The organism is Streptomyces sp. NPDC048290 (genome assembly GCF_040652095.1).
Taxonomy (GTDB): Bacteria; Actinomycetota; Actinomycetes; order Streptomycetales; family Streptomycetaceae; genus Streptomyces.
Genome location: NZ_JBEZLM010000028.1, coordinates 69,616 through 86,253 on the forward strand (window position 1 = coordinate 69,616; position 16,638 = coordinate 86,253).

General features: G+C 72.9%; 17 protein-coding genes. 8 read left to right on the forward strand and 9 right to left on the reverse strand.

The window, feature by feature from the left end; translation table 11 throughout:
* Positions 1-23: 23 nt before the first annotated feature.
* Positions 24-683, forward strand: a complete 660-nt coding sequence (locus AB0D49_RS34975) for a DUF2238 domain-containing protein (protein ID WP_362765840.1) — start codon at positions 24-26, stop codon at positions 681-683.
* A gap of 48 nt (positions 684-731) precedes the next feature.
* On the opposite strand, the gene AB0D49_RS34980 is transcribed toward AB0D49_RS34975, so the two are convergent.
* The 3 genes from AB0D49_RS34980 to AB0D49_RS34990 all read right to left on the reverse strand — a co-directional run bounded on the left by AB0D49_RS34980 (position 732) and on the right by AB0D49_RS34990 (position 3,671).
* Positions 732-1,952 (reverse strand): FAD-dependent monooxygenase, encoded by a 1,221-nt coding sequence (locus AB0D49_RS34980; protein WP_362765996.1) that lies wholly within the window; start codon positions 1,950-1,952, stop codon positions 732-734.
* A gap of 123 nt (positions 1,953-2,075) precedes the next feature.
* A complete protein-coding gene (locus AB0D49_RS34985) occupies positions 2,076-2,765 on the reverse strand; it encodes a ribonuclease H (protein WP_362765844.1) in 690 nt (229 codons plus the stop codon).
* 105 nt (positions 2,766-2,870) lie between these two features.
* A complete protein-coding gene (locus tag AB0D49_RS34990) occupies positions 2,871-3,671 on the reverse strand; it encodes a VOC family protein (RefSeq protein ID WP_362765847.1) in 801 nt (266 codons plus the stop codon).
* A 124-nt stretch (positions 3,672-3,795) separates the two neighbouring features.
* Here AB0D49_RS34990 and AB0D49_RS34995 point away from each other — a divergent pair, with 124 nt between their 5' ends.
* Positions 3,796-4,800, forward strand: coding sequence for a zinc-binding alcohol dehydrogenase family protein (locus AB0D49_RS34995; RefSeq protein WP_362765999.1), 1,005 nt, complete (start codon positions 3,796-3,798; stop codon positions 4,798-4,800).
* A 55-nt stretch (positions 4,801-4,855) separates the two neighbouring features.
* Here AB0D49_RS34995 and AB0D49_RS35000 read toward each other — a convergent pair whose 3' ends face one another.
* Positions 4,856-6,055: an esterase-like activity of phytase family protein gene (locus AB0D49_RS35000; protein WP_362765850.1), complete on the reverse strand. Its 1,200-nt coding sequence runs from the start codon at positions 6,053-6,055 to the stop codon at positions 4,856-4,858.
* A gap of 169 nt (positions 6,056-6,224) precedes the next feature.
* On the opposite strand from AB0D49_RS35000, the gene AB0D49_RS35005 reads away from it, so the two are divergent.
* The gene (locus AB0D49_RS35005) at positions 6,225-7,142 is read left to right on the forward strand and encodes an SGNH/GDSL hydrolase family protein (protein ID WP_362765853.1); all 918 of its coding nucleotides are present in this window, start codon (positions 6,225-6,227) and stop codon (positions 7,140-7,142) included.
* Between the two features lie 27 nt (positions 7,143-7,169).
* Here the strand turns inward: AB0D49_RS35005 and AB0D49_RS35010 are convergent, their stop codons facing one another.
* Entirely contained in the window at positions 7,170-7,649 is a 480-nt protein-coding gene (locus AB0D49_RS35010) for a VOC family protein (RefSeq protein ID WP_362765856.1), read from the reverse strand.
* A gap of 205 nt (positions 7,650-7,854) precedes the next feature.
* Here AB0D49_RS35010 and AB0D49_RS35015 point away from each other — a divergent pair, with 205 nt between their 5' ends.
* Together AB0D49_RS35015 and AB0D49_RS35020 are read left to right on the forward strand one after the other, a co-directional pair.
* A complete protein-coding gene (locus AB0D49_RS35015) occupies positions 7,855-8,514 on the forward strand; it encodes an ATP-dependent Clp protease proteolytic subunit (protein WP_362765859.1) in 660 nt (219 codons plus the stop codon).
* Positions 8,515-8,542: 28 nt separating this feature from the next.
* Positions 8,543-9,151 carry an ATP-dependent Clp protease proteolytic subunit gene (locus tag AB0D49_RS35020; protein WP_362766002.1) on the forward strand — a complete coding sequence of 203 codons (609 nt, stop codon included), beginning with the start codon at positions 8,543-8,545 and terminating at the stop codon, positions 9,149-9,151.
* 13 nt (positions 9,152-9,164) lie between these two features.
* On the opposite strand, the gene AB0D49_RS35025 is transcribed toward AB0D49_RS35020, so the two are convergent.
* Positions 9,165-9,656, reverse strand: coding sequence for a helix-turn-helix transcriptional regulator (locus AB0D49_RS35025; protein WP_362765862.1), 492 nt, complete (start codon positions 9,654-9,656; stop codon positions 9,165-9,167).
* A 231-nt stretch (positions 9,657-9,887) separates the two neighbouring features.
* On the opposite strand from AB0D49_RS35025, the gene AB0D49_RS35030 reads away from it, so the two are divergent.
* Positions 9,888-10,775: an RNA polymerase sigma factor SigF gene (locus AB0D49_RS35030; RefSeq protein ID WP_362765865.1), complete on the forward strand. Its 888-nt coding sequence runs from the start codon at positions 9,888-9,890 to the stop codon at positions 10,773-10,775.
* A gap of 75 nt (positions 10,776-10,850) precedes the next feature.
* On the opposite strand, the gene AB0D49_RS35035 is transcribed toward AB0D49_RS35030, so the two are convergent.
* Positions 10,851-11,306 carry an ATP-binding protein gene (locus AB0D49_RS35035; protein WP_362765868.1) on the reverse strand — a complete coding sequence of 152 codons (456 nt, stop codon included), beginning with the start codon at positions 11,304-11,306 and terminating at the stop codon, positions 10,851-10,853.
* Between the two features lie 148 nt (positions 11,307-11,454).
* On the opposite strand from AB0D49_RS35035, the gene AB0D49_RS35040 reads away from it, so the two are divergent.
* Positions 11,455-12,786, forward strand: a complete 1,332-nt coding sequence (locus tag AB0D49_RS35040; RefSeq protein ID WP_362765871.1) for a streptophobe family protein — start codon at positions 11,455-11,457, stop codon at positions 12,784-12,786.
* A 536-nt stretch (positions 12,787-13,322) separates the two neighbouring features.
* Here AB0D49_RS35040 and AB0D49_RS35045 read toward each other — a convergent pair.
* Both AB0D49_RS35045 and mgrA read right to left on the reverse strand, forming a co-directional pair.
* A complete protein-coding gene (locus AB0D49_RS35045) occupies positions 13,323-13,733 on the reverse strand; it encodes a hypothetical protein (RefSeq protein WP_362765874.1) in 411 nt (136 codons plus the stop codon).
* A 380-nt stretch (positions 13,734-14,113) separates the two neighbouring features.
* Positions 14,114-15,106 carry an L-glyceraldehyde 3-phosphate reductase gene (mgrA, locus tag AB0D49_RS35050; RefSeq protein ID WP_362765877.1) on the reverse strand — a complete coding sequence of 331 codons (993 nt, stop codon included), beginning with the start codon at positions 15,104-15,106 and terminating at the stop codon, positions 14,114-14,116.
* Positions 15,107-15,223: 117 nt separating this feature from the next.
* On the opposite strand from mgrA, the gene AB0D49_RS35055 reads away from it, so the two are divergent.
* A complete protein-coding gene (locus AB0D49_RS35055; RefSeq protein WP_362765880.1) occupies positions 15,224-16,129 on the forward strand; it encodes a LysR substrate-binding domain-containing protein in 906 nt (301 codons plus the stop codon).
* Positions 16,130-16,638 lie beyond the last annotated feature (509 nt).

Consider the following 16,638-nt stretch of genomic DNA (forward strand, 5'->3'; position numbering starts at 1 on the left):
AGGTCCAGCCGAGGAGTCCTGTGATGTCCGCCGCCCCCGTTCTGCCCGTCACCCGTCCCGGCCCGCGCCGCACCCGGCTGCCCGCCGTGCTGGCCGGGGTGGTGGTGGCCGGTGTCGCCGTGTCCGCCTGGGGCCCGGCGGACCGGGCGACCTGGCTCCTGGAGACGTTCTGGATCTTCCTGGGGCTGCCGCTGATCGTGCTGATGTGGCGGCGGTTCCCGCTGACCGGGCTGCTGTGCGTACTGCTCACCGCGCACGCCCTGGTGCTGGCACTCGGCGGGCACTACACCTACGCCGAGGTCCCGGCGGGCGACTGGGTGCGCGACACGTTCGCCCTGGAGCGCAATCCGTACGACCGGTTCGGTCATCTGATGCAGGGCTTCGTCCCGGCGATCCTGGTCCGTGAACTCCTGGTGCGTACCTCGCCGTTGCGGGGCAGCCGGTGGCTGGCGCCGCTGGCGGTGTGCGCGTGTCTGGCGTTCAGCGCGGTGTTCGAGATGCTGGAGTGGGCGGCGGCGGTGATCGGCGGGGAGGCGGCGGACGCGTTCCTCGCCACCCAGGGGGACGTCTGGGACACCCAGTGGGACATGTTCTGCGCGCTGATCGGCGCGGTGGTGTCGCTGACGCTGCTGAGCCGGGTGCACGACCGGCAGCTGACCGCGCTGGCGGACGGCCGGCCGTAGACACCGTCCGCGCTCAGTCCCCTTGCCTGCTCAAGTCCCCTTGCGCGCTCAGTCCCCTTGCGTGCGGCCCGCCGTCGCCCGGCCCTGTACCGCCCGCGCGACCCTCGGTCCCAGCCAGCGCTTGAGGCGCCGCAGCGGCTCCAGCCGTCCCGCCGCCCGGTCCAGCCGGTAGTACAGCTGCGGCGGGACGTATGGCAGCAGTGGGGAGTGGCGCTGGCCGAGCAGGGCGAACATCTGGTCGGGGGGAAGTCCGATGTACCGGGGCAGGTTCTCGTACCACTGGGCGCTGTAGCGGGCGGCGCTCTGGACCGGCAGCAGGGCCTGCTTGCGCTCCTGTTCGTAGGCGGCGAGGGCGCGGGGCAGGTCCCGCCGGTCGCGCAGGGCACCGGCCAGGGACATGGCGTCCTCCAGGGCGAGGGTGGTCCCGGCGCCGATGGAGTAGTGGGTGGTGTGGGCGGCGTCGCCGAGCAGGACCAGGTTGCCGTGGTGCCAGGTGCGGTTGGTCAGGGTGCGGAAGTTGAGCCACTGGGCGGCGCCGTCGGTCGAGGAGCGGCCGATCAGGCGGTGGCCGTCGAGGACGTCGGCGAAGAGCTTCTCCAGCAGTGCGAGCCCGTCCTCCTCGCCCGCGCGGTCCAGGCCGAGGCCGGTCCAGGTCTCGGGCGCGCACTCCACGACACAGGTGGAGCGGTCGGCGCCGAAGCCGTAGCCGTAGCACCAGATCCAGCCGTGGCCGGTCTCCACGAAGGCGAAGGTGAAGGCGTCGAAGACCTTGGTGGTGCCGAGCCAGATGTAGTGGTTGCGGCCGGAGCGGACCTCGGTGCCGAAGGCGTCGGCGTGCCGGGTGCGCAGGGCGCTGCGGACGCCGTCGGCGGCCACCACCAGATCGGCGTCGGGCAGCCGGTCGGCGGTGATCTCGCGCTGGTGGTCGACCTGGACGCCCATCTCGCGGGCGCGGGCGGCGAGGATCTCCAGCAGCCGGTGGCGGCCGATGCCGAAGCCCTGGTCGCCGCTGTGCCGGGTGGCGAGGCCGCGGACATGGGCGACACCGTCGCTCCAGCGGACCGAGCCGGCGTCGATGGCGAGCGCGGACTCGGGGTCGTGGGCGTGCAGCTTGTCGAGGAGTCCGCGCCAGTAGGTGACGCCCCACCCGTAGGTGGACCCCTCCGGGTCGCGTTCGTGGACGGTGATGTCGTGGGTGGGGTCCTGCCGCTTCAGCAGGATCGACAGATACAGGCCGGCGGGCCCGCCGCCGACGCAGACGACCTTCACGGACACCTCTGGAAGTCACTTAAAGCGGTCGATTGACAACGCAGAGTAGCAGTCGGAGGGTGTCCTTCCGGGCGCGTGGACGACGCCACGAGCGGGACGGCGGCAGCGGGGGGACGCGGGCGGTCAGGAGGCGCCGGAGCGGCACTCCGGGTGACCCCAGCCCTGGTCGTTCTTGGCGATGGTCTCCCCGGCCGCGTAGGACCGCCCGCAGACCGGGCAGCGCCCGGGGTACTTGGCCTTGAGCGTGCGGCCCGCCGACGAGGAGGCGGCTGCGGTCTTGCGGGCGGGCTTGCGGCGCGGGGCGCTCGCGGTGGGGGTGTCCGGGGAGGGCGGCGGCACCGGGGAGCCGAGGTCGCTGCCCGCGGGCTCCTGGACGACGGCGGCCTGGCTGGCGGCCCGGTCGGCGAAGTCGTTGAGCGGGTCGCCGTCGACCTGGTGGGCGGGGACATAGCGGAACTCGACGCTGCGGCCGTCGAGCAGTGCGTCGATCCGCACCACCAGCTCCTGGTTGGCGACCGGCTTGCCCCCGGAGGTCTTCCAGCCGTTGCGCTTCCAGCCGGGCAGCCAGGTGGTGACGGCCTTCATGGCGTACTGGGAGTCCATCCGGATCTCCAGCGGCACCTCGGGGTCGACGGCGGTGAGCAGCCGCTCCAGGGCGGTGAGTTCGGCGACGTTGTTGGTGGCCCGGCCGAGCGGCCCGGCCTCCCAGCGGCGCGGGGCCTCCGTGTCGTCCGCGACCACCCACGCCCAGCCCGCCGGTCCCGGGTTCCCCTTCGAAGCCCCGTCGCACGCGGCCACCACTCGTTCACGCATGTGCCGATCATGCCATGACCGCCCCCGGGACCGGTCCGGCGCCCAGGAGGGGCCAGGGACGTCGGTCAGGGACGGTGGCCAGGAGACGTCGGTCAGAGGCGGTGTCTAGGAGACGTCGGTCAGCGGCGGTGCCTCGCCGGTCAGGCGGGTGGTGTCGAGCACCGAGAAGTTCGCGCCGTACGGGTCGCTGAGCGCGGCGAACCGGCCGAAGGGGCTGTCCACCGGTCCATACCGCAGGACGGCGCCGAGCTTGGTCGCGCGGGCCACGGTGTCATCGACGTCGGCCGCGTTGAAGTAGACGTTGATGTACGGCGGCACCTCGGGCGGGAAGTCCTCCGTCATCTTCATCCGGCCGAGCACGGGCTCGCCCTGCACGCGGTAGATCCGGAAGTCCATCTGGTCGCCCGCCATCTGCTGGGCGGTGTACGGGAAGACCGCCGGGAAGAACGCGTCGGACTTCGCCGGGTCGCGGGTGAAGACCTCGGCCCAGCAGTAGGCGCCGGGCTGCTCCTTGGACGCCTCGAACCCCTCATGCGTACCGGCCTGCCAGACCCCGAAGACGACACCGCCGGGGTCGCTCGCGATGCACATCGAGCCGAAGTCGGCGACCTGCATCGGCTCCATCAGGACCTGGCCGCCGCTCGCCCGGATCGCGGCGGCGGTGGTGGCGAGGTCGGGCGAGGCGAGATACAGACACCACTGCGAGGTGCCCTCCTGGCCGGGCATCGGCGGGACGACGGCGGCGACCGCCTTGCCGTCCGCGAACGCCTGGGTGTAGTTGCCGTACTCGGAGCTGGCCTCGCCGAAGGTCCAGCCGAGGACCTCGCCGTAGAAGTTCTTCGCCCCCTCGACGTCCGCGAACATCGCGTCGGCCCAGACGGGGGTTCCCTGGGGTTGCACGGTCATGACGGCGCTCCCTCCGCTCGTCAGAAGTATCCCGATACCTCACGCTAGTCACTGGGGGCGTCCGGCGCGCGCCGGACGCCGGAGCGGCGCGGCGGAACGGGAGGCTGCGATGACCGGTGGGTCGATGCGGGCGTGGTCGGTGCGGACGCCGGGACCGGTGGAGGGGGAGCCGCTGGTCCGGGTGGAGCGGCCGGTGCCGGAGCCCGCCGGGGACGAACTGCTGGTGCGGGTCCGGGCGTGCGGGGTGTGCCGGACCGATCTGCATATCACCGAGGGCGACCTCCCGGTGCACCGGCCCGGGGTCGTCCCCGGCCACGAGGTGGTGGGCGAGGTGGTGGCGCTGGGCCCGGCGGCGCGGGACTTCACGGTCGGCGACCGGGTTGGCGTGGCCTGGCTGCGGCACACCGACGGCACCTGCGCCTACTGCCGCCGCGGCGCTGAGAACCTCTGCCCGGCGTCCGCCTACACCGGCTGGGACGCCGACGGCGGATACGCCGGGTACACCACTGTCCCGGCGCCGTTCGCCCACCGGCTCCCGGACGCCCTGGACGATGTGGCGGCGGCCCCGCTGCTGTGCGCGGGCATCATCGGCCACCGCGCGCTGAAGCGGGCCGCGCTGCCGCCCGGCGGGCGCCTCGGGCTGTACGGCTTCGGCGGCAGCGCCCATCTGTGCGCCCAGGTCGCGCTGGCCCAGGGCGCCCGGGTGCATGTGGTGACCCGGGGCGCGGCGGCCCGGCGGCTCGCCCTCGACCTGGGCGCGGCCTCCGCCCAGGACCTGGACACCGCGCCGCCCGAGCCGCTGGACAGCGCGATCCTGTTCGCCCCGGTCGGTGACCTGGTCCCGGTGGCGCTGCGCGCCCTGGACCGCGGCGGCGTCCTGTCCGTCGCCGGTATCCACCTCACCGACGTACCGCCGCTGCACTACGCCACGGACCTTTTCTACGAGAGGGAGATCCGCAGCGTCACCGCCAACACCCGTGAGGACGCCCGGGAGTTCCTGGCGCTCGCCGCCCGTCATGACGTACGGGCGACGACGCACACCTATGGGATGCCGGACGCGCCGCGGGCGCTCAGGGATCTGAAGGCGGGGGCCTTCGACGGAGCGGCGGTCCTGGTGAACGAGGGATAACGAGGGATAACGAGGGATGACGAGGGATAACGAGGGATAACGAGGGATAACGCGGTCAGCGGAACGCGCGCGGGTCGGCGTGCAGCCGCTCGGCCAGCCGGACGGTGATGAACTCGTTGTTGTCCGCCGTGCCGGGGGTGCGGCCCGAGGAGAACGGGAAGTTGTTGTCGTTGAGGACGGCCACCGTGCGGTCGTCGAGCAGGACGACGTCCTCGATGGTGGTGAACGGGAAGCGGAACGTCTCCCCGAACCCGCCGAGCTTCCTCGGGTTGGCGATGTCCAGCAGATCGGCGACCAGTGTCTTGTCGAGGACGCCGTCCTTGTTCCGGTCGCGGGTGTCCGCCAGGTACAGCCGCTTGAACTTGGCGTCGGCGCCCTGTCCGCCGTCCCGCTCGATGACCAGGAAGCGGTGCTTGTCGACGGCGATGGCGTCGCCGATGGCGTGCGCGGGTGACTCCAGCCGGTAGACGAACTTCTTCCCGGTGTAGCTGCGGGTGCGCAGGTCGAACTGGCTGAACCGCAGGTCACCGGGGGTGTCCCCGGCGACCGTGCCCTCCAGCAGCGGGTACAGGGTCCGGCCGTCGACCGAGCGCACCAGGCCCTCGAAGCCCTTGCTGCTGCCCAGGTTGGGCTGGGCGCCGCCGAGGTCGGGGTTCTCCGGCGCCTTCACGCCGGGCAGCGGGACCGGGGCCTCCAGGAGTGTGCCGGTGGCGGAGAAGTGCAGCAGCCAGGGGCCGAACTCGTCGCCGATCCAGTACGTGCCGTCGGCGGTCCGGGTGATCGACTCGACGTCGAAGTCGGAGCCGGTGAGGACCCGGTCGGCGCGGGTGAGCGCGAACGGCACCTTGCGGTACGGGTCGCGGAGGTTGAAGCCGCCGAGCACCGTGACCTTCCCGGTGCGGGTGTCGGGCTTCACCCGGTGCACCCGCAGCAGGTAGTCGGCGCTGTTGGCCTTGTTGCCGTAGCCGTTGTCGGACAGCACGTCATAGGTGCCGTCGTGGCGGTTGACGACCCCGCTGAAGCCCTGCACCGGCTGGTCCTGGAAGGGCGCGGCGATGCCGTTGAACGGGCCCGCGCCGATGAGGGCGCCGGAGGGCTCGCTGTCCGGGACGTAGGTCTCGGCGGGCAGGGCGGCGAAGCCGGTGAGGGTGGCGCGGCCGAAGTCGCCGCCCTGGTGCGGGCCCTTGGCGGCGGCGGGGGACGCCAGCGCCACCGTGAGGACGACGGCGCCGAGCATGATCGAAGGTCTTCTCATGGCGCGCACCGTAGGGACACCGGATGACCACCGGCCCAACTCCAGTCGACGGACTCGGCTCGCACCCGCGTGCGATCCGGGAACTCCTGTCACCCACGTGCCTTCCCAAGGGTCGCCCGGTGTGCTTGCCTGGGTCCCTTTCGGCGGCGGACGACGGGCGGGGGCGTGGATGCGAGGCCGGTGGCTCGGGGGCGTCCTGGGCGCGGTACTGGTGCTGGGCGGCTGCGCGGACCCGGAGTCGGCGCCGACGCGGGTGCCGCCGGTCCCCCGGGCGAGCGGCACCACCCAGCAGAACGCGGCCCCCTCCCCTGAGGCCCCCGCACCCGCGCGGTCCACCCGTCCCCCGGTCCGGGACCTGTCCGTCGTGTACATCGGCGACTCGCTCGCCATGGAGAACCAGACCGTGCTGGGCCAGGAGCTGCGCCGCGCGCTGGGCGCCGACTACACCAGCGCCCCCTACTCGGGCACCACCCTGTGCGACTACCTGGAGGGCACCGGCGAGCAGTCCCTCGTCCCGGACGCGGACAAGGCGGCGGCACTGGTACGGCGGGAGCGGCCGGACGTGGTGGTGCTCCAGTTCTGGGGCAACGCCTGGGGCTACACCCCGTGCATGGACGGCATCACCTACGACGCCTCCCGCGCGCGCTACCTCGACCGGTACACGGCGGACGCGCGGCGGCTCACCGAGCAGATCGCGGCGGCGGGCGGCGACCGGCGCCCCCGGATCGTCTGGGTCCTCCAGGGTCCGGACCCGATCACGCCCGAGCGGGTCGAGTTGGTCAACGACCTCTACCGGGAGCAGGCCGCCGCGAGCGGGCACGCGCTGGCCGACGCGGGCCGGGTGGTGACCGGCGCGGGCGACCGCTACACCTGGGTGGAACGACTGCCGTGCACCGCCTACGAGCGCGCCCACCCCGAGTACTGCACGGACCCGGCGCAAGGTCTCACCGCCCTGCACCGGAGCGACGACTACCTGCACTTCTGTCTGGCGCCGACGACCTCGACGCCCCAGCCGTGCCCGGTGCGCTCGCCCGGCATTCTGCGGATGGCGCGGGAGATCACCCGGGCGGTGGGCGCGGCCCGGTGACGACCGGGCCGCACGGTGACCGCCGGGTCACCGTCCCTCGAACGCCCGCTCCAGCTCGGCGAGGTCCAGCTTGCCCATCCGCATCATGGCCTGGGTCGCCCGGGACGCCTTCTCGCCGTCCGGGTCCTTGACCATCGCGATCAGCCGCTCGGGCACGACCTGCCAGGACACGCCGTACCTGTCCTTGAGCCAGCCGCACGGGCCCGGCTCCCCGCCCTCGCCGAGCCTGGCCCAGTAGTAGTCGATCTCGTCCTGGTCCGCGCACGGGATCTGGAAGGAGACCGCCTCGGTGAAGGAGAACTGCGGTCCCCCGTTCAGCCCGACGAACCGCTGTCCATTGAGGGTGAACTCCACCGTCTGCGCGGTCCCGGCGGGGAAGTGCGCGCCCTCGCCGTAGCGGACGACCTCGCCGGACGCCGAGTTCTTGAAGATCGACACATAGTGCTGGGCGGCCTCCTCCGCCTGGCCGTCGAACCAGAGGCAGGTGGTGAATCCATCGGTGCTCATGCGTGCCTTCCCGTCAGCCGGTGCCGGTGTCACCCCTACCGACCCCCGCCCGTCCCGGAACTCATCGGTCCCGGCCGCTCTGCCGTCGGCGAATCTGCCGCGAGCCGAGAAACCCCCGGTGGGAGCCCCCGTCGGCGGACAGTTGAGGACACGGACATCTCCCGCACCACGACGACTACGACGACCACGACGACCAGGAGTCCCGATGTCACTGTCTGCGCTCACCGCCTTCCCCGGTCCGGGCGGACCGCCCCGGGCCGAGGAGGGCGACACCCGGCCCACCCGGTTCGACGACCATCTCGCCGCCCAACTGCTCGGACAGCGGATCGTGCTGCTGGGCACGCAGGTCGACGAGGTCTCCGCGAACCGGGTCTGCGCCCAGCTGATGCTCCTGTCCGCCGAGGACCCGCACACCGACATCAGCCTCTTCATCCACAGCCCCGGCGGCTCGGTCCACGCGGGTCTGGCCATCTACGACACCATGCGGCTGATCCCCAACGACGTGGCCACCCTCGCCATGGGCTTCGCCGCCAGCATGGGTCAGTTCCTGCTCTGTGTGGGCACTCCCGGCAAGCGGTTCTCGCTGCCCCACGCGCGGATCATGATGCACCAGCCGTCCGCCGGGATCGGCGGCACCACGGCGGACATCGAGATCCAGGCGGACAACCTGGACTTCACCAAGCGGACCATGGAGCGGATCACCGCGGAGCACACCGGCCAGAGCGCGGAGACCATCTCCCGCGACGGCGACCGCGACCGCTGGTTCACCCCCGAGCAGGCGATCGAGTACGGCATGGTCGACCGGATCGTGGAGTCGTTCGCCGACATCCGCCCGGCCGCCGCGCGACGACGGATGGGACTGTGACATGACGACCACCCACGGGGGCATCGACATGGGCTCCTACACCATCCCGAACGTGGTCGAGAAGACCCCGCGGGGCGAGCGGTCCTACGACGTGTTCAGCCGACTGCTCTCCGAGCGGATCATCTTCCTCGGCACGGAGATCGACGACGGGGTCGCCAACGTCGTCATCGCGCAACTCCTCCATCTGGAGTCGGCGGCACCCGACAACGAGGTCGCGATCTACATCAACTCCCCCGGCGGCTCCATCACCTCCCTCATGGCGATCTACGACACCATGACGTTCGTCCAGGCGCCCATCTCGACGTTCTGTGTGGGACAGGCGGCGTCCACGGCGGCCGTGCTGCTGGCCGGGGGCGACCCGGGGCGGCGGTTCGTGCTGGAGCACGCGCGGGTGCTGCTGGGCCAGCCCGCGTCCGGGGGCCGCCGGGGCACGGTCTCCGATCTGGCGCTCCAGGCGAAGGAGATGGTCCGTATCCGCGGCCAGGTCGAGGAGGTGCTGGCCCACCACACCCGCCATGACCTCCCCACCCTGCGCGCGGACATGGACCGCGACAAGGTGTTCACCGCGCGGGAGGCGGTGGAGTACGGGCTCGCGGACGAGGTGCTGAGCAGGCGGGCCGTCGGTTCTCCGACCTGACCCGCCTGCCGCGTCAGGCGGCCAGCAGCAGCCCGTCGTAGGACGAACGGGTGGCACGGGGCGCGCGGGCGGTGCCGGTGGGATGGGACGGCGTCCGGCGGCGGACGGCGGTCCGGCTCGCCGTCCGGACCAGTTCGCCCTGGGCCAGCGACAGCAGATCGCCGAGCCCCAGGCCCAGGGCGCGGGCGGCGGCGGCCAGCACCTCCGAGGACGCCTCCTTACGGCCCCGCTCCACCTCGGAGAGGTACGGCATGGAGATCCGGGCCTCGTCGGCGACGTCCTTCAGCGTGCGCTCCTGCGCGAGGCGCTCGCGGCGCAGGACATCGCCGACGAGGTCCCGCCACAACGGCTCGGCGGCCGACGGCCCGCTCCGGGGCACGGCTCGCGGCACGGGCGTGGTCACAGGCACAGGCACAGGCGTCGGCACAGGCACGGGTGCGGGCGCGGCGGGGCGCAGCGGGATGACACGGGCTTCGTCGGACGCTCGGGGCGCTTGGTCGCTCACCTCTCCAGCCTAGGAGCCCCGGCCGTCCCGGGAAGTGCTGCGGATTCCGCTCTGCGGGAAATCCGCGTCGGCGCTCCGCCGGGCCCACGTCCGGTGCGTCAGGCGCGCGTTCGGTCCGGGAGGAAGTGTGCATGGCTCGGTGAACCCTGGGTAGCCGAGGCAGCGAAGAGGCACGGACCGAGGCAGCAACCCGACGACAAAAACCGGACTTTGATGTTCGTGGGAGAGGCAATGGACACCGCCGTGATCAGGTCGGAGGCAACGGTCGGCAGCGACACCGCCGGGACCCGAGCGGGGGAGGGGATACTGCCGGACTCGGTGGACCCGCGGACCGTGGCGCCACTGGACGCACGTGAGCTGTCCCGTCAGCTCTTCCCCCGGCTCGCGGAGCTGGAGGAGGGGACGCATGAGCACCAGTACGTCCGCAACACGCTGATCGAGCTGAACATCTCGCTGGTCCGGTTCGCCGCCGGACGCTTCCGTGGGCGCGGCGACGACATGGAGGACATCGTCCAGACCGGGATGATCGGTCTGATCAAGGCGATCGACCGGTTCGACCTCTCCCGCGAGGTCGAGTTCACCACGTTCGCGCTGCCGTACATCGTCGGCGAGATCAAGCGCTTCTTCCGGGACACCACCTGGGCGGTGCACGTGCCGCGCCGTCTCCAGGAGGCCCGGGTCGAGCTGGCGAAGGCGCGTGAGGAACTGGCCGGTCATCTGGACCGGGAGCCTACGGTGGCCGAGCTGGCGGCGGTCATGGACATCAGCCCGGACGAGGTGGTCGAGGCACAGCTCGCGGCCAACGGCTACAACTCCTCGTCCCTGGACGCGGCCCTCACCGGGGAGGACCCGGGCCACGGCGAGGCGGTGCTCGCGGACTTCATCGGCGTCGAGGAGCACGGGCTGCGGCTGGTGGAGGACGTCCATTCGCTGGCCCCGCTGATGGCCGAGCTGGGCGAGCGCGACCGGCGCATCCTGCACATGCGGTTCGTGGAGGAGGCCACCCAGGCGGAGATCGGCGAACAGCTGGGCTGCTCCCAGATGCATGTGTCCCGGCTGCTGAAGCGGATCATCGTCCGGCTGCGCAAGGGGATGCTGAGCGAGCTGGGCTGCGCCTGAGAGGAGACCTGGCGGGAGAGGTGAGGGGGCGGAGGGAGACTCCCCCCCCATTGCCATCTCTGCCACTCGGCTCGGTCACTCGGTGGCGACCCGCACCACCGCCCGTACCCGCTTGCCCACCGGTACCCGCTCGACCGTCACCTCGGCCGTGAGGGCGTGCACTATCTCCAGACCGTGGCGGCCGACGCGCTCCGGGTCGCGCGGGTAGGCGCGGGGCAGCGCCGCGCTGCTGTCGTAGACATAGACGGTCACCTGGGCGTCGGTGCCCTCCAGTTCCAGGATGTACGGCCCGTTGCTGTGCCGGTCGGCGTTGGTGACGAGTTCGCTGACGACGAGGAGCACCTCGTCCTCGGCGCGGGCACCGATCCTGGCGCACCACTCGGTTCTCAGCTGCTCCAGGAAGAGCCCGGCGAAGGCCCGCGCGTCGGCGATGCACCCCGGTTCCCCGGTGTAGTGCGCCGCGCGCCGCAACGGTTCGACGGGCACGTCGAAACCAGTCGGCATCACTGCCCCGTCCCGGTGCTCGATCATGCGGTTCTCTCTCGGAAGCCGGCGTGGCCGGACGCTGCTGCACCAGTGCTGCTACCCAGTGCCGGGCGTCGCAGTCCCCGCACGGGGGGTGGCGCGCGGACGGACCTCCCGGCGGGCGCCCGCCGGGATCGCTGCCTAGCGTGACAGGATGACCGCCCCCGGCCCGACGCCGTCCCCCTCCGCCGCGCCGCCCGGTGGGGCGGACATCGTCCGGCACGGCTGGTTCGACGCCCTGTTCACGGTGGTCGCCGGGCTGGTCGCGATGGCGGTGGTGGCCGCGCTGGGGCTGTGGGCGGCCGGGGCGCCGGCCCTGCCGGACGCCGCGTACCCGAGGGTGGTCGCGGCGACGATGGTGACGGCGGTGGGCGGTGCCCTGCGGATGCGCGGGGACGCGGGCGGGCTCGCCACGACCGACGCGGGCCTGAGTGTCGTACCGCTGTCCGTGACGCTGGCCGGGGCGCTGGTGATCGCCACCGGGTTCCTCCGGCCGCTGCGGCACCGGGCCGTGGTGGATCCGGCGGGGCTGGCGGGCTGGACGCTGCGGATCGCGGTGCTGTGGGTGCCCGCACTGCTGGGGCTGGCGTTCGCGGCGCGGCAGATGTTCCGGATCACCCTGGGCGAGGGCGCGGCGCGGCGGCTGACGGAGCTGTTCGGGATCTCGCCGGAGGTCGGCTTCACCACCGATGTGCCGCGCACCGTGCTGTTCGGGCTGCTGTGGCTGGCGGGCGTACTGCTGCCGGCCCTGCTGGTGACGCGCCGGGCGCCACTGACCGGCGCGGCGCTGCGGCTGCACGCGTCGGTGCGTCCGGTGGCGTACGCGATGGTGGGGCTGGCGCTGGTGGTGGTCGCGGTGGGAGTGGTGATCGGGCTGGTGGTGGCGGCATCGCGGGGGCATACGGCGGACACCTTCGCGGTGCTGCTGCTGGGGCTGCCGAATCTGGTGTGGCTGGTGTTCACCCTGGGTCTGGGCGTCACCTGGCACGGCCGGGTGGACGGGCCGTTCGGGCTGCCCATGCCCCGGCTGCTGGACCAGGTGCTGCGCGGCCCGGATGTGTCGACGCTGAATCTGCGCACGCTGGCGGAGTACGACGGCCGGGTGTGGTGGCTGGTGGTGGTGGACGCGGTGCTGCTGCTGGGCGCGGCGGCCGTGCTGGCGGCCCGATCCCCGGCCCGTACCCCGCTGTGGCGGCTCGGGCTGCGGATGGCGGCGGGTCTGGTGCTGACGGTCCTGGCGATGTGTCTGCTGTGCCGGATCAGCGCGCACTACGGGCTGTCGGTGCTGGGCATCGGCGGTCTGGGCGACGATCTGGCCGGGGACCTGTTCCTGCGCCCCGGGTGGTGGCCCGCGCTGGGGCTGGCGGCGCTGTGGGGGCTGGTCGCGGGGTGCGCGGGCGGGCTGCTGGTGGCGGGGGTCCGCCGGGCGGGCGGCCTCGGCGGGATCCCACCCACGCCGGACGCTCCACCGCGTGCGTCGCCGTGACCCACCGGCCACGGCTACGGGCGGTGGCCGTACCTCGCGGGCCACGCCCGCGCCTGGAAACCGTGCCGCGCAGACCACGCCCAAGCCCGGCAGCCGTACTCCACCGACCACGCCCACGGCCGGTATCCATGCCCCGCAGACCACCCCTACGCCCGACAGCCGCACCCCACAGACCACGCCTACGCCCGGCAACCGTGCCGCGCAGACCACGCCCACGCCCGGCAGCCGCACCCCACAGGCCACACCTACGCCCGGCAACCGCACCCCACAGGGCACGCCCGCGCCCGGCAGCCGTACTCCACCGACCACTCCCACGCCCGGTATCCATGCCCCGCAGACCACCCCTACGCCCGGCAGCCGCACCCCACAGACCACGCCCGCGCCCGGCAGCCGTACTCCACCAGCCACGCCCACGGCCGGAACCATGGCCCGCCGACCACCCCTACGCCCGACACCCGCGCCGCACAGGCCACGCCCGCGCCCGCCCACCGTGACCGCCGGTCACCACGGACCGCCCACGACGCCACCCCCGGTGGTCAGCCGACCGGCACCACCAGCGCCGGTACCGTCCGCTGCATCCGCAGGGCGTCGACCGACTCGGCCAGCAGTTCGTACTCGGTGGTGTCATCGCTCGCCGCGATCCGGACCAGCCGCCCGACCGCCAGTTGGTCGGCCACCAGTTCCTGCTGGGCGGCGTCCGCGCACCAGCGGCGCAGCAGCCGGGGCACGTCCGGCACCCCGGCGGCGACCGGCACGAGGGCGCCCTGCGGGATCTGCGGGTTGTCGGGGAGCGGGTCGAGCCGCTCCGCTATCCAGGACGCCCGGTCGCGGAGCCACCAGAGCGCCAGGGCCAGGGTCGGTGCGCGATAGGTGCCGAGCGGAACGCCGATCCGCCGGCCGTCGCACACCCCGTACGCCGTGACGTGGCACAGGAATTCGTCGTGCACCTTTCCACTCCCCCGCTGATCGCGTGCGGCCTTGCCTCGCTTTCGTGCGGCTCGGAGCGGTGTACTGCCCCTCACGTTGAGTATGTTCACTCTTGACACACTGTCACCATTACTTTCCGGCCAGTCTCTTGGCATATTCGCGGGAGTGGATGGCCGAAAAGGGGTGAGCTGGCCGACGGCTCACACGGAGCCGCCGGTGAGGGCGGGGGCGCGGGGGACCGAAGGGGGGCGCGGGCGACCGTGCCTCCGAAGAGGCGGTCGGGGGCATCGTGGGGGCGCCCGCACGCGCCCCCACGGCCGGGCACGCACCCTTGCGCGCCCCCGGGCGTGGGGTGTACTTCCGCGCGCTCCGGGGCGCGCCCGTGCCCCCGGTGGCCGGATCAGCCCTTGACGATCGCGTCGATCCGGGCCAGTTCCTCCGGGTCGAAGTCCAGCCGACGGGCGGCGCCCACGCTGTCCTCCAGCTGGGCGACGCTGCTCGCGCCGATCAGCGCCGAGGTGACCCTGCCCCCGCGCAGCACCCACGCCAGCGCCAGCTGGGCGAGGGTCTGGCCCCGGTCCTGGGCGATCCCGTCGAGCGCCCGCAGCCGCTCCAACTGCTCCGCCACGGTGTCCGCGGTCAGGAACGGGCTGGCGCCCGCCGCCCGGGAGTCCTCGGGGATACCGCCGTCGAGATAGCGGCCGGTGAGCAGGCCCTGCTCCAGCGGGGAGTAGGCGATGGACCCGACGCCCAGCTCGTCCAGCGCGTCGAGCAGCCCCTCGTCCTCGGGGCGGCGGTCGAGCATCGAGTAGCGCGGCTGGTGGATCAGCAGCGGGGTGCCCAGCTCGCGCAGGATGCGGGCGGCCTCGCGGGTCTGCCCGGCGGAGTAGTTGGAGACCCCGACGTACAGCGCCTTGCCCTGCTGCACGGCGGAGTGCAGCGCGCCCATCGTCTCCTCCAGCGGAGTCTCCGGGTCGAAGCGGTGCGAGTAGAAGATGTCGACGTACTCCAGGCCCATCCGGGCGAGGCTCTGGTCGAGCGAGGACAGCAGGTACTTGCGCGAACCCCACTCCCCGTAGGGGCCGGGCCACATCAGATAGCCCGCCTTGGTGGAGATCACCAGCTCGTCGCGGTACGGGGCGAGGTCGGCGCGCAGGGCGTCGCCGAGCGCGGACTCGGCGGCGCCGGGCGGCGGGCCGTAGTTGTTGGCGAGGTCGAAGTGGGTGACGCCGAGGTCGAAGGCGCGGCGCAGGATGGCCCGCTGTGTCTCGGCGGGGCGGTCGGGTCCGAAGTTGTGCCACAGGCCGAGCGAGAGCGCCGGGAGGCGCAGACCGCTGCGTCCGGTGCGCCGGTAGGGAAGATCCGCGTAGCGGTCGGGGTGTGCGGTGTACAACGCGACTCCATCAGGGTTGGCCGGTCGGGCAGGGTGGGGCATCCCACTGTGACCCGTCCCGTGTGCAGTGGTCCAACAGGAGAATCAGATGGAATTGAGCGACTACGCTGCTCAATCATGGAACTGCGCCATCTCCAGCACTTCGTCGCGGTCGCCGAGGACCAGCACTTCACCCGGGCCGCCGAGCGGCTGATGGTCTCCCAGTCGGGGCTGTCCGCCTCGATCCGGGCCCTGGAGCGCGAGCTGCGCGCCCCGCTGTTCGTGCGCACCACCCGCCGGGTCACCCTGACCCCCGCCGGGCGCGCCCTGCTGGACGAGGCGGAGCGCATCCTCGCCCAGGTGCGCGCGGCGCACGAGGCGGTGGCCGCGGTGCAGGGCGTACTGCGCGGGATGCTGGCACTCGGCTCCGAGCAGTGCATCGCCGGGGTGCATGTGGCGGGGCTGCTGGCCGCGTTCCGCAGACGCCACCCGGATGTGGAGATCTGTCTGCGGCAGGCGGGCTCGGGCGCGCTGGCCGAGGAGGTGGCGGCCGGGCGGCTGGATCTCGCGTTCGTGGTGCAGTCGGCGTCGGAGGACCCGGACCAGCTCCGCCGGGTGCCGCTGACCAGCGAGCCGATGACCGTGCTGTGCCATCCCGGGCACCGGCTGGCCCGGACGGGCGCGGCGGTGACACCCCGGGAGCTGGGCGGCGAGGTGTTCGTGGACTTCCACCCGGACTGGGGGCCGCGCCGCACCACGGACGCCGCGTTCGCCGCCGCGGGGGTGCGGCGCACGGTGGCGCTGGAGGTCAACGATGTGCACGGACTGCTGGACATGGTGGACGAGAACCTCGGCATCGCGGTCGTCCCGGCACACTTCCGCTTCAAGCGGGAGTCACTGACCGCGCTCCCGGTACGGGACACCGAGGACACGCTCTACGAGACGGTGGCCCTGCTCCCACCGGCCCAGGCCACCAGCCCGGCGGCCCGCGCACTGATGGGCCTACTGGAGACGGGCGGCGGACGGGGCGAACGGTCGGCGTAGGGGGGTACGGGACGGCGAGGGGTCGGCGCAGGTGGCGGGCGCGGCGAACGCCCGGCACAGGCAGCGGGCCTCGACGCCGGTCGGCACAGGCAGACGGACCCGGCCAGCGACCGGCACACACGGACGCACGCGGCGAACACTCGGCGCAGGCGGCGGGCGTCGACGCCGGTCGGCACAGGCAGACGGACCCGGCCAGCGACCAGCGCACACCGACGGACGCGGCGAACACTCGGCACAGGCAGCGGGCCTCGACGCCGGTCGGCACAGGCAGACGGACCCGGCCAGCGACCGGCACACAGCGACGGACGCGGTGAACGCTCGGCACAGGCGGACGCACGCGGCCAGCGACCGGCGCACGCGGACTGACGCGGCGAACGGTCAGCACAGGCGGACGCACGCGGACACACGCGACCGGCGACCGGCGACCGGCGACCGGCTCAAGCAACCAGCGTGATCCGCTGACGTCGGCGGCAGGCAGCGGCGGCGGGCCGGAGTGACGTGCGCGAGGC

Bases quoted from the DNA above. Each gene is read 5' to 3' on its own strand.
- AB0D49_RS34985 (WP_362765844.1), bottom strand. From the start codon at position 2,765: ATGCGTGAACGAGTGGTGGCCGCGTGCGACGGGGCTTCGAAGGGGAAC.
- AB0D49_RS34975 (WP_362765840.1), top strand. From the start codon at position 24: ATGTCCGCCGCCCCCGTTCTGCCCGTCACCCGTCCCGGCCCGCGCCGC.
- AB0D49_RS35055 (WP_362765880.1), top strand. From the start codon at position 15,224: ATGGAACTGCGCCATCTCCAGCACTTCGTCGCGGTCGCCGAGGACCAG.
- AB0D49_RS35020 (WP_362766002.1), top strand. From the start codon at position 8,543: ATGGGCTCCTACACCATCCCGAACGTGGTCGAGAAGACCCCGCGGGGC.
- AB0D49_RS35005 (WP_362765853.1), top strand. From the start codon at position 6,225: ATGCGAGGCCGGTGGCTCGGGGGCGTCCTGGGCGCGGTACTGGTGCTG.
- AB0D49_RS35015 (WP_362765859.1), top strand. From the start codon at position 7,855: ATGTCACTGTCTGCGCTCACCGCCTTCCCCGGTCCGGGCGGACCGCCC.
- AB0D49_RS35010 (WP_362765856.1), bottom strand. From the start codon at position 7,649: ATGAGCACCGATGGATTCACCACCTGCCTCTGGTTCGACGGCCAGGCG.
- AB0D49_RS34990 (WP_362765847.1), bottom strand. From the start codon at position 3,671: ATGACCGTGCAACCCCAGGGAACCCCCGTCTGGGCCGACGCGATGTTC.
- AB0D49_RS35030 (WP_362765865.1), top strand. From the start codon at position 9,888: ATGGACACCGCCGTGATCAGGTCGGAGGCAACGGTCGGCAGCGACACC.
- AB0D49_RS35000 (WP_362765850.1), bottom strand. From the start codon at position 6,055: ATGAGAAGACCTTCGATCATGCTCGGCGCCGTCGTCCTCACGGTGGCG.
- AB0D49_RS34995 (WP_362765999.1), top strand. From the start codon at position 3,796: ATGCGGGCGTGGTCGGTGCGGACGCCGGGACCGGTGGAGGGGGAGCCG.
- AB0D49_RS35040 (WP_362765871.1), top strand. From the start codon at position 11,455: ATGACCGCCCCCGGCCCGACGCCGTCCCCCTCCGCCGCGCCGCCCGGT.
- AB0D49_RS35035 (WP_362765868.1), bottom strand. From the start codon at position 11,306: ATGATCGAGCACCGGGACGGGGCAGTGATGCCGACTGGTTTCGACGTG.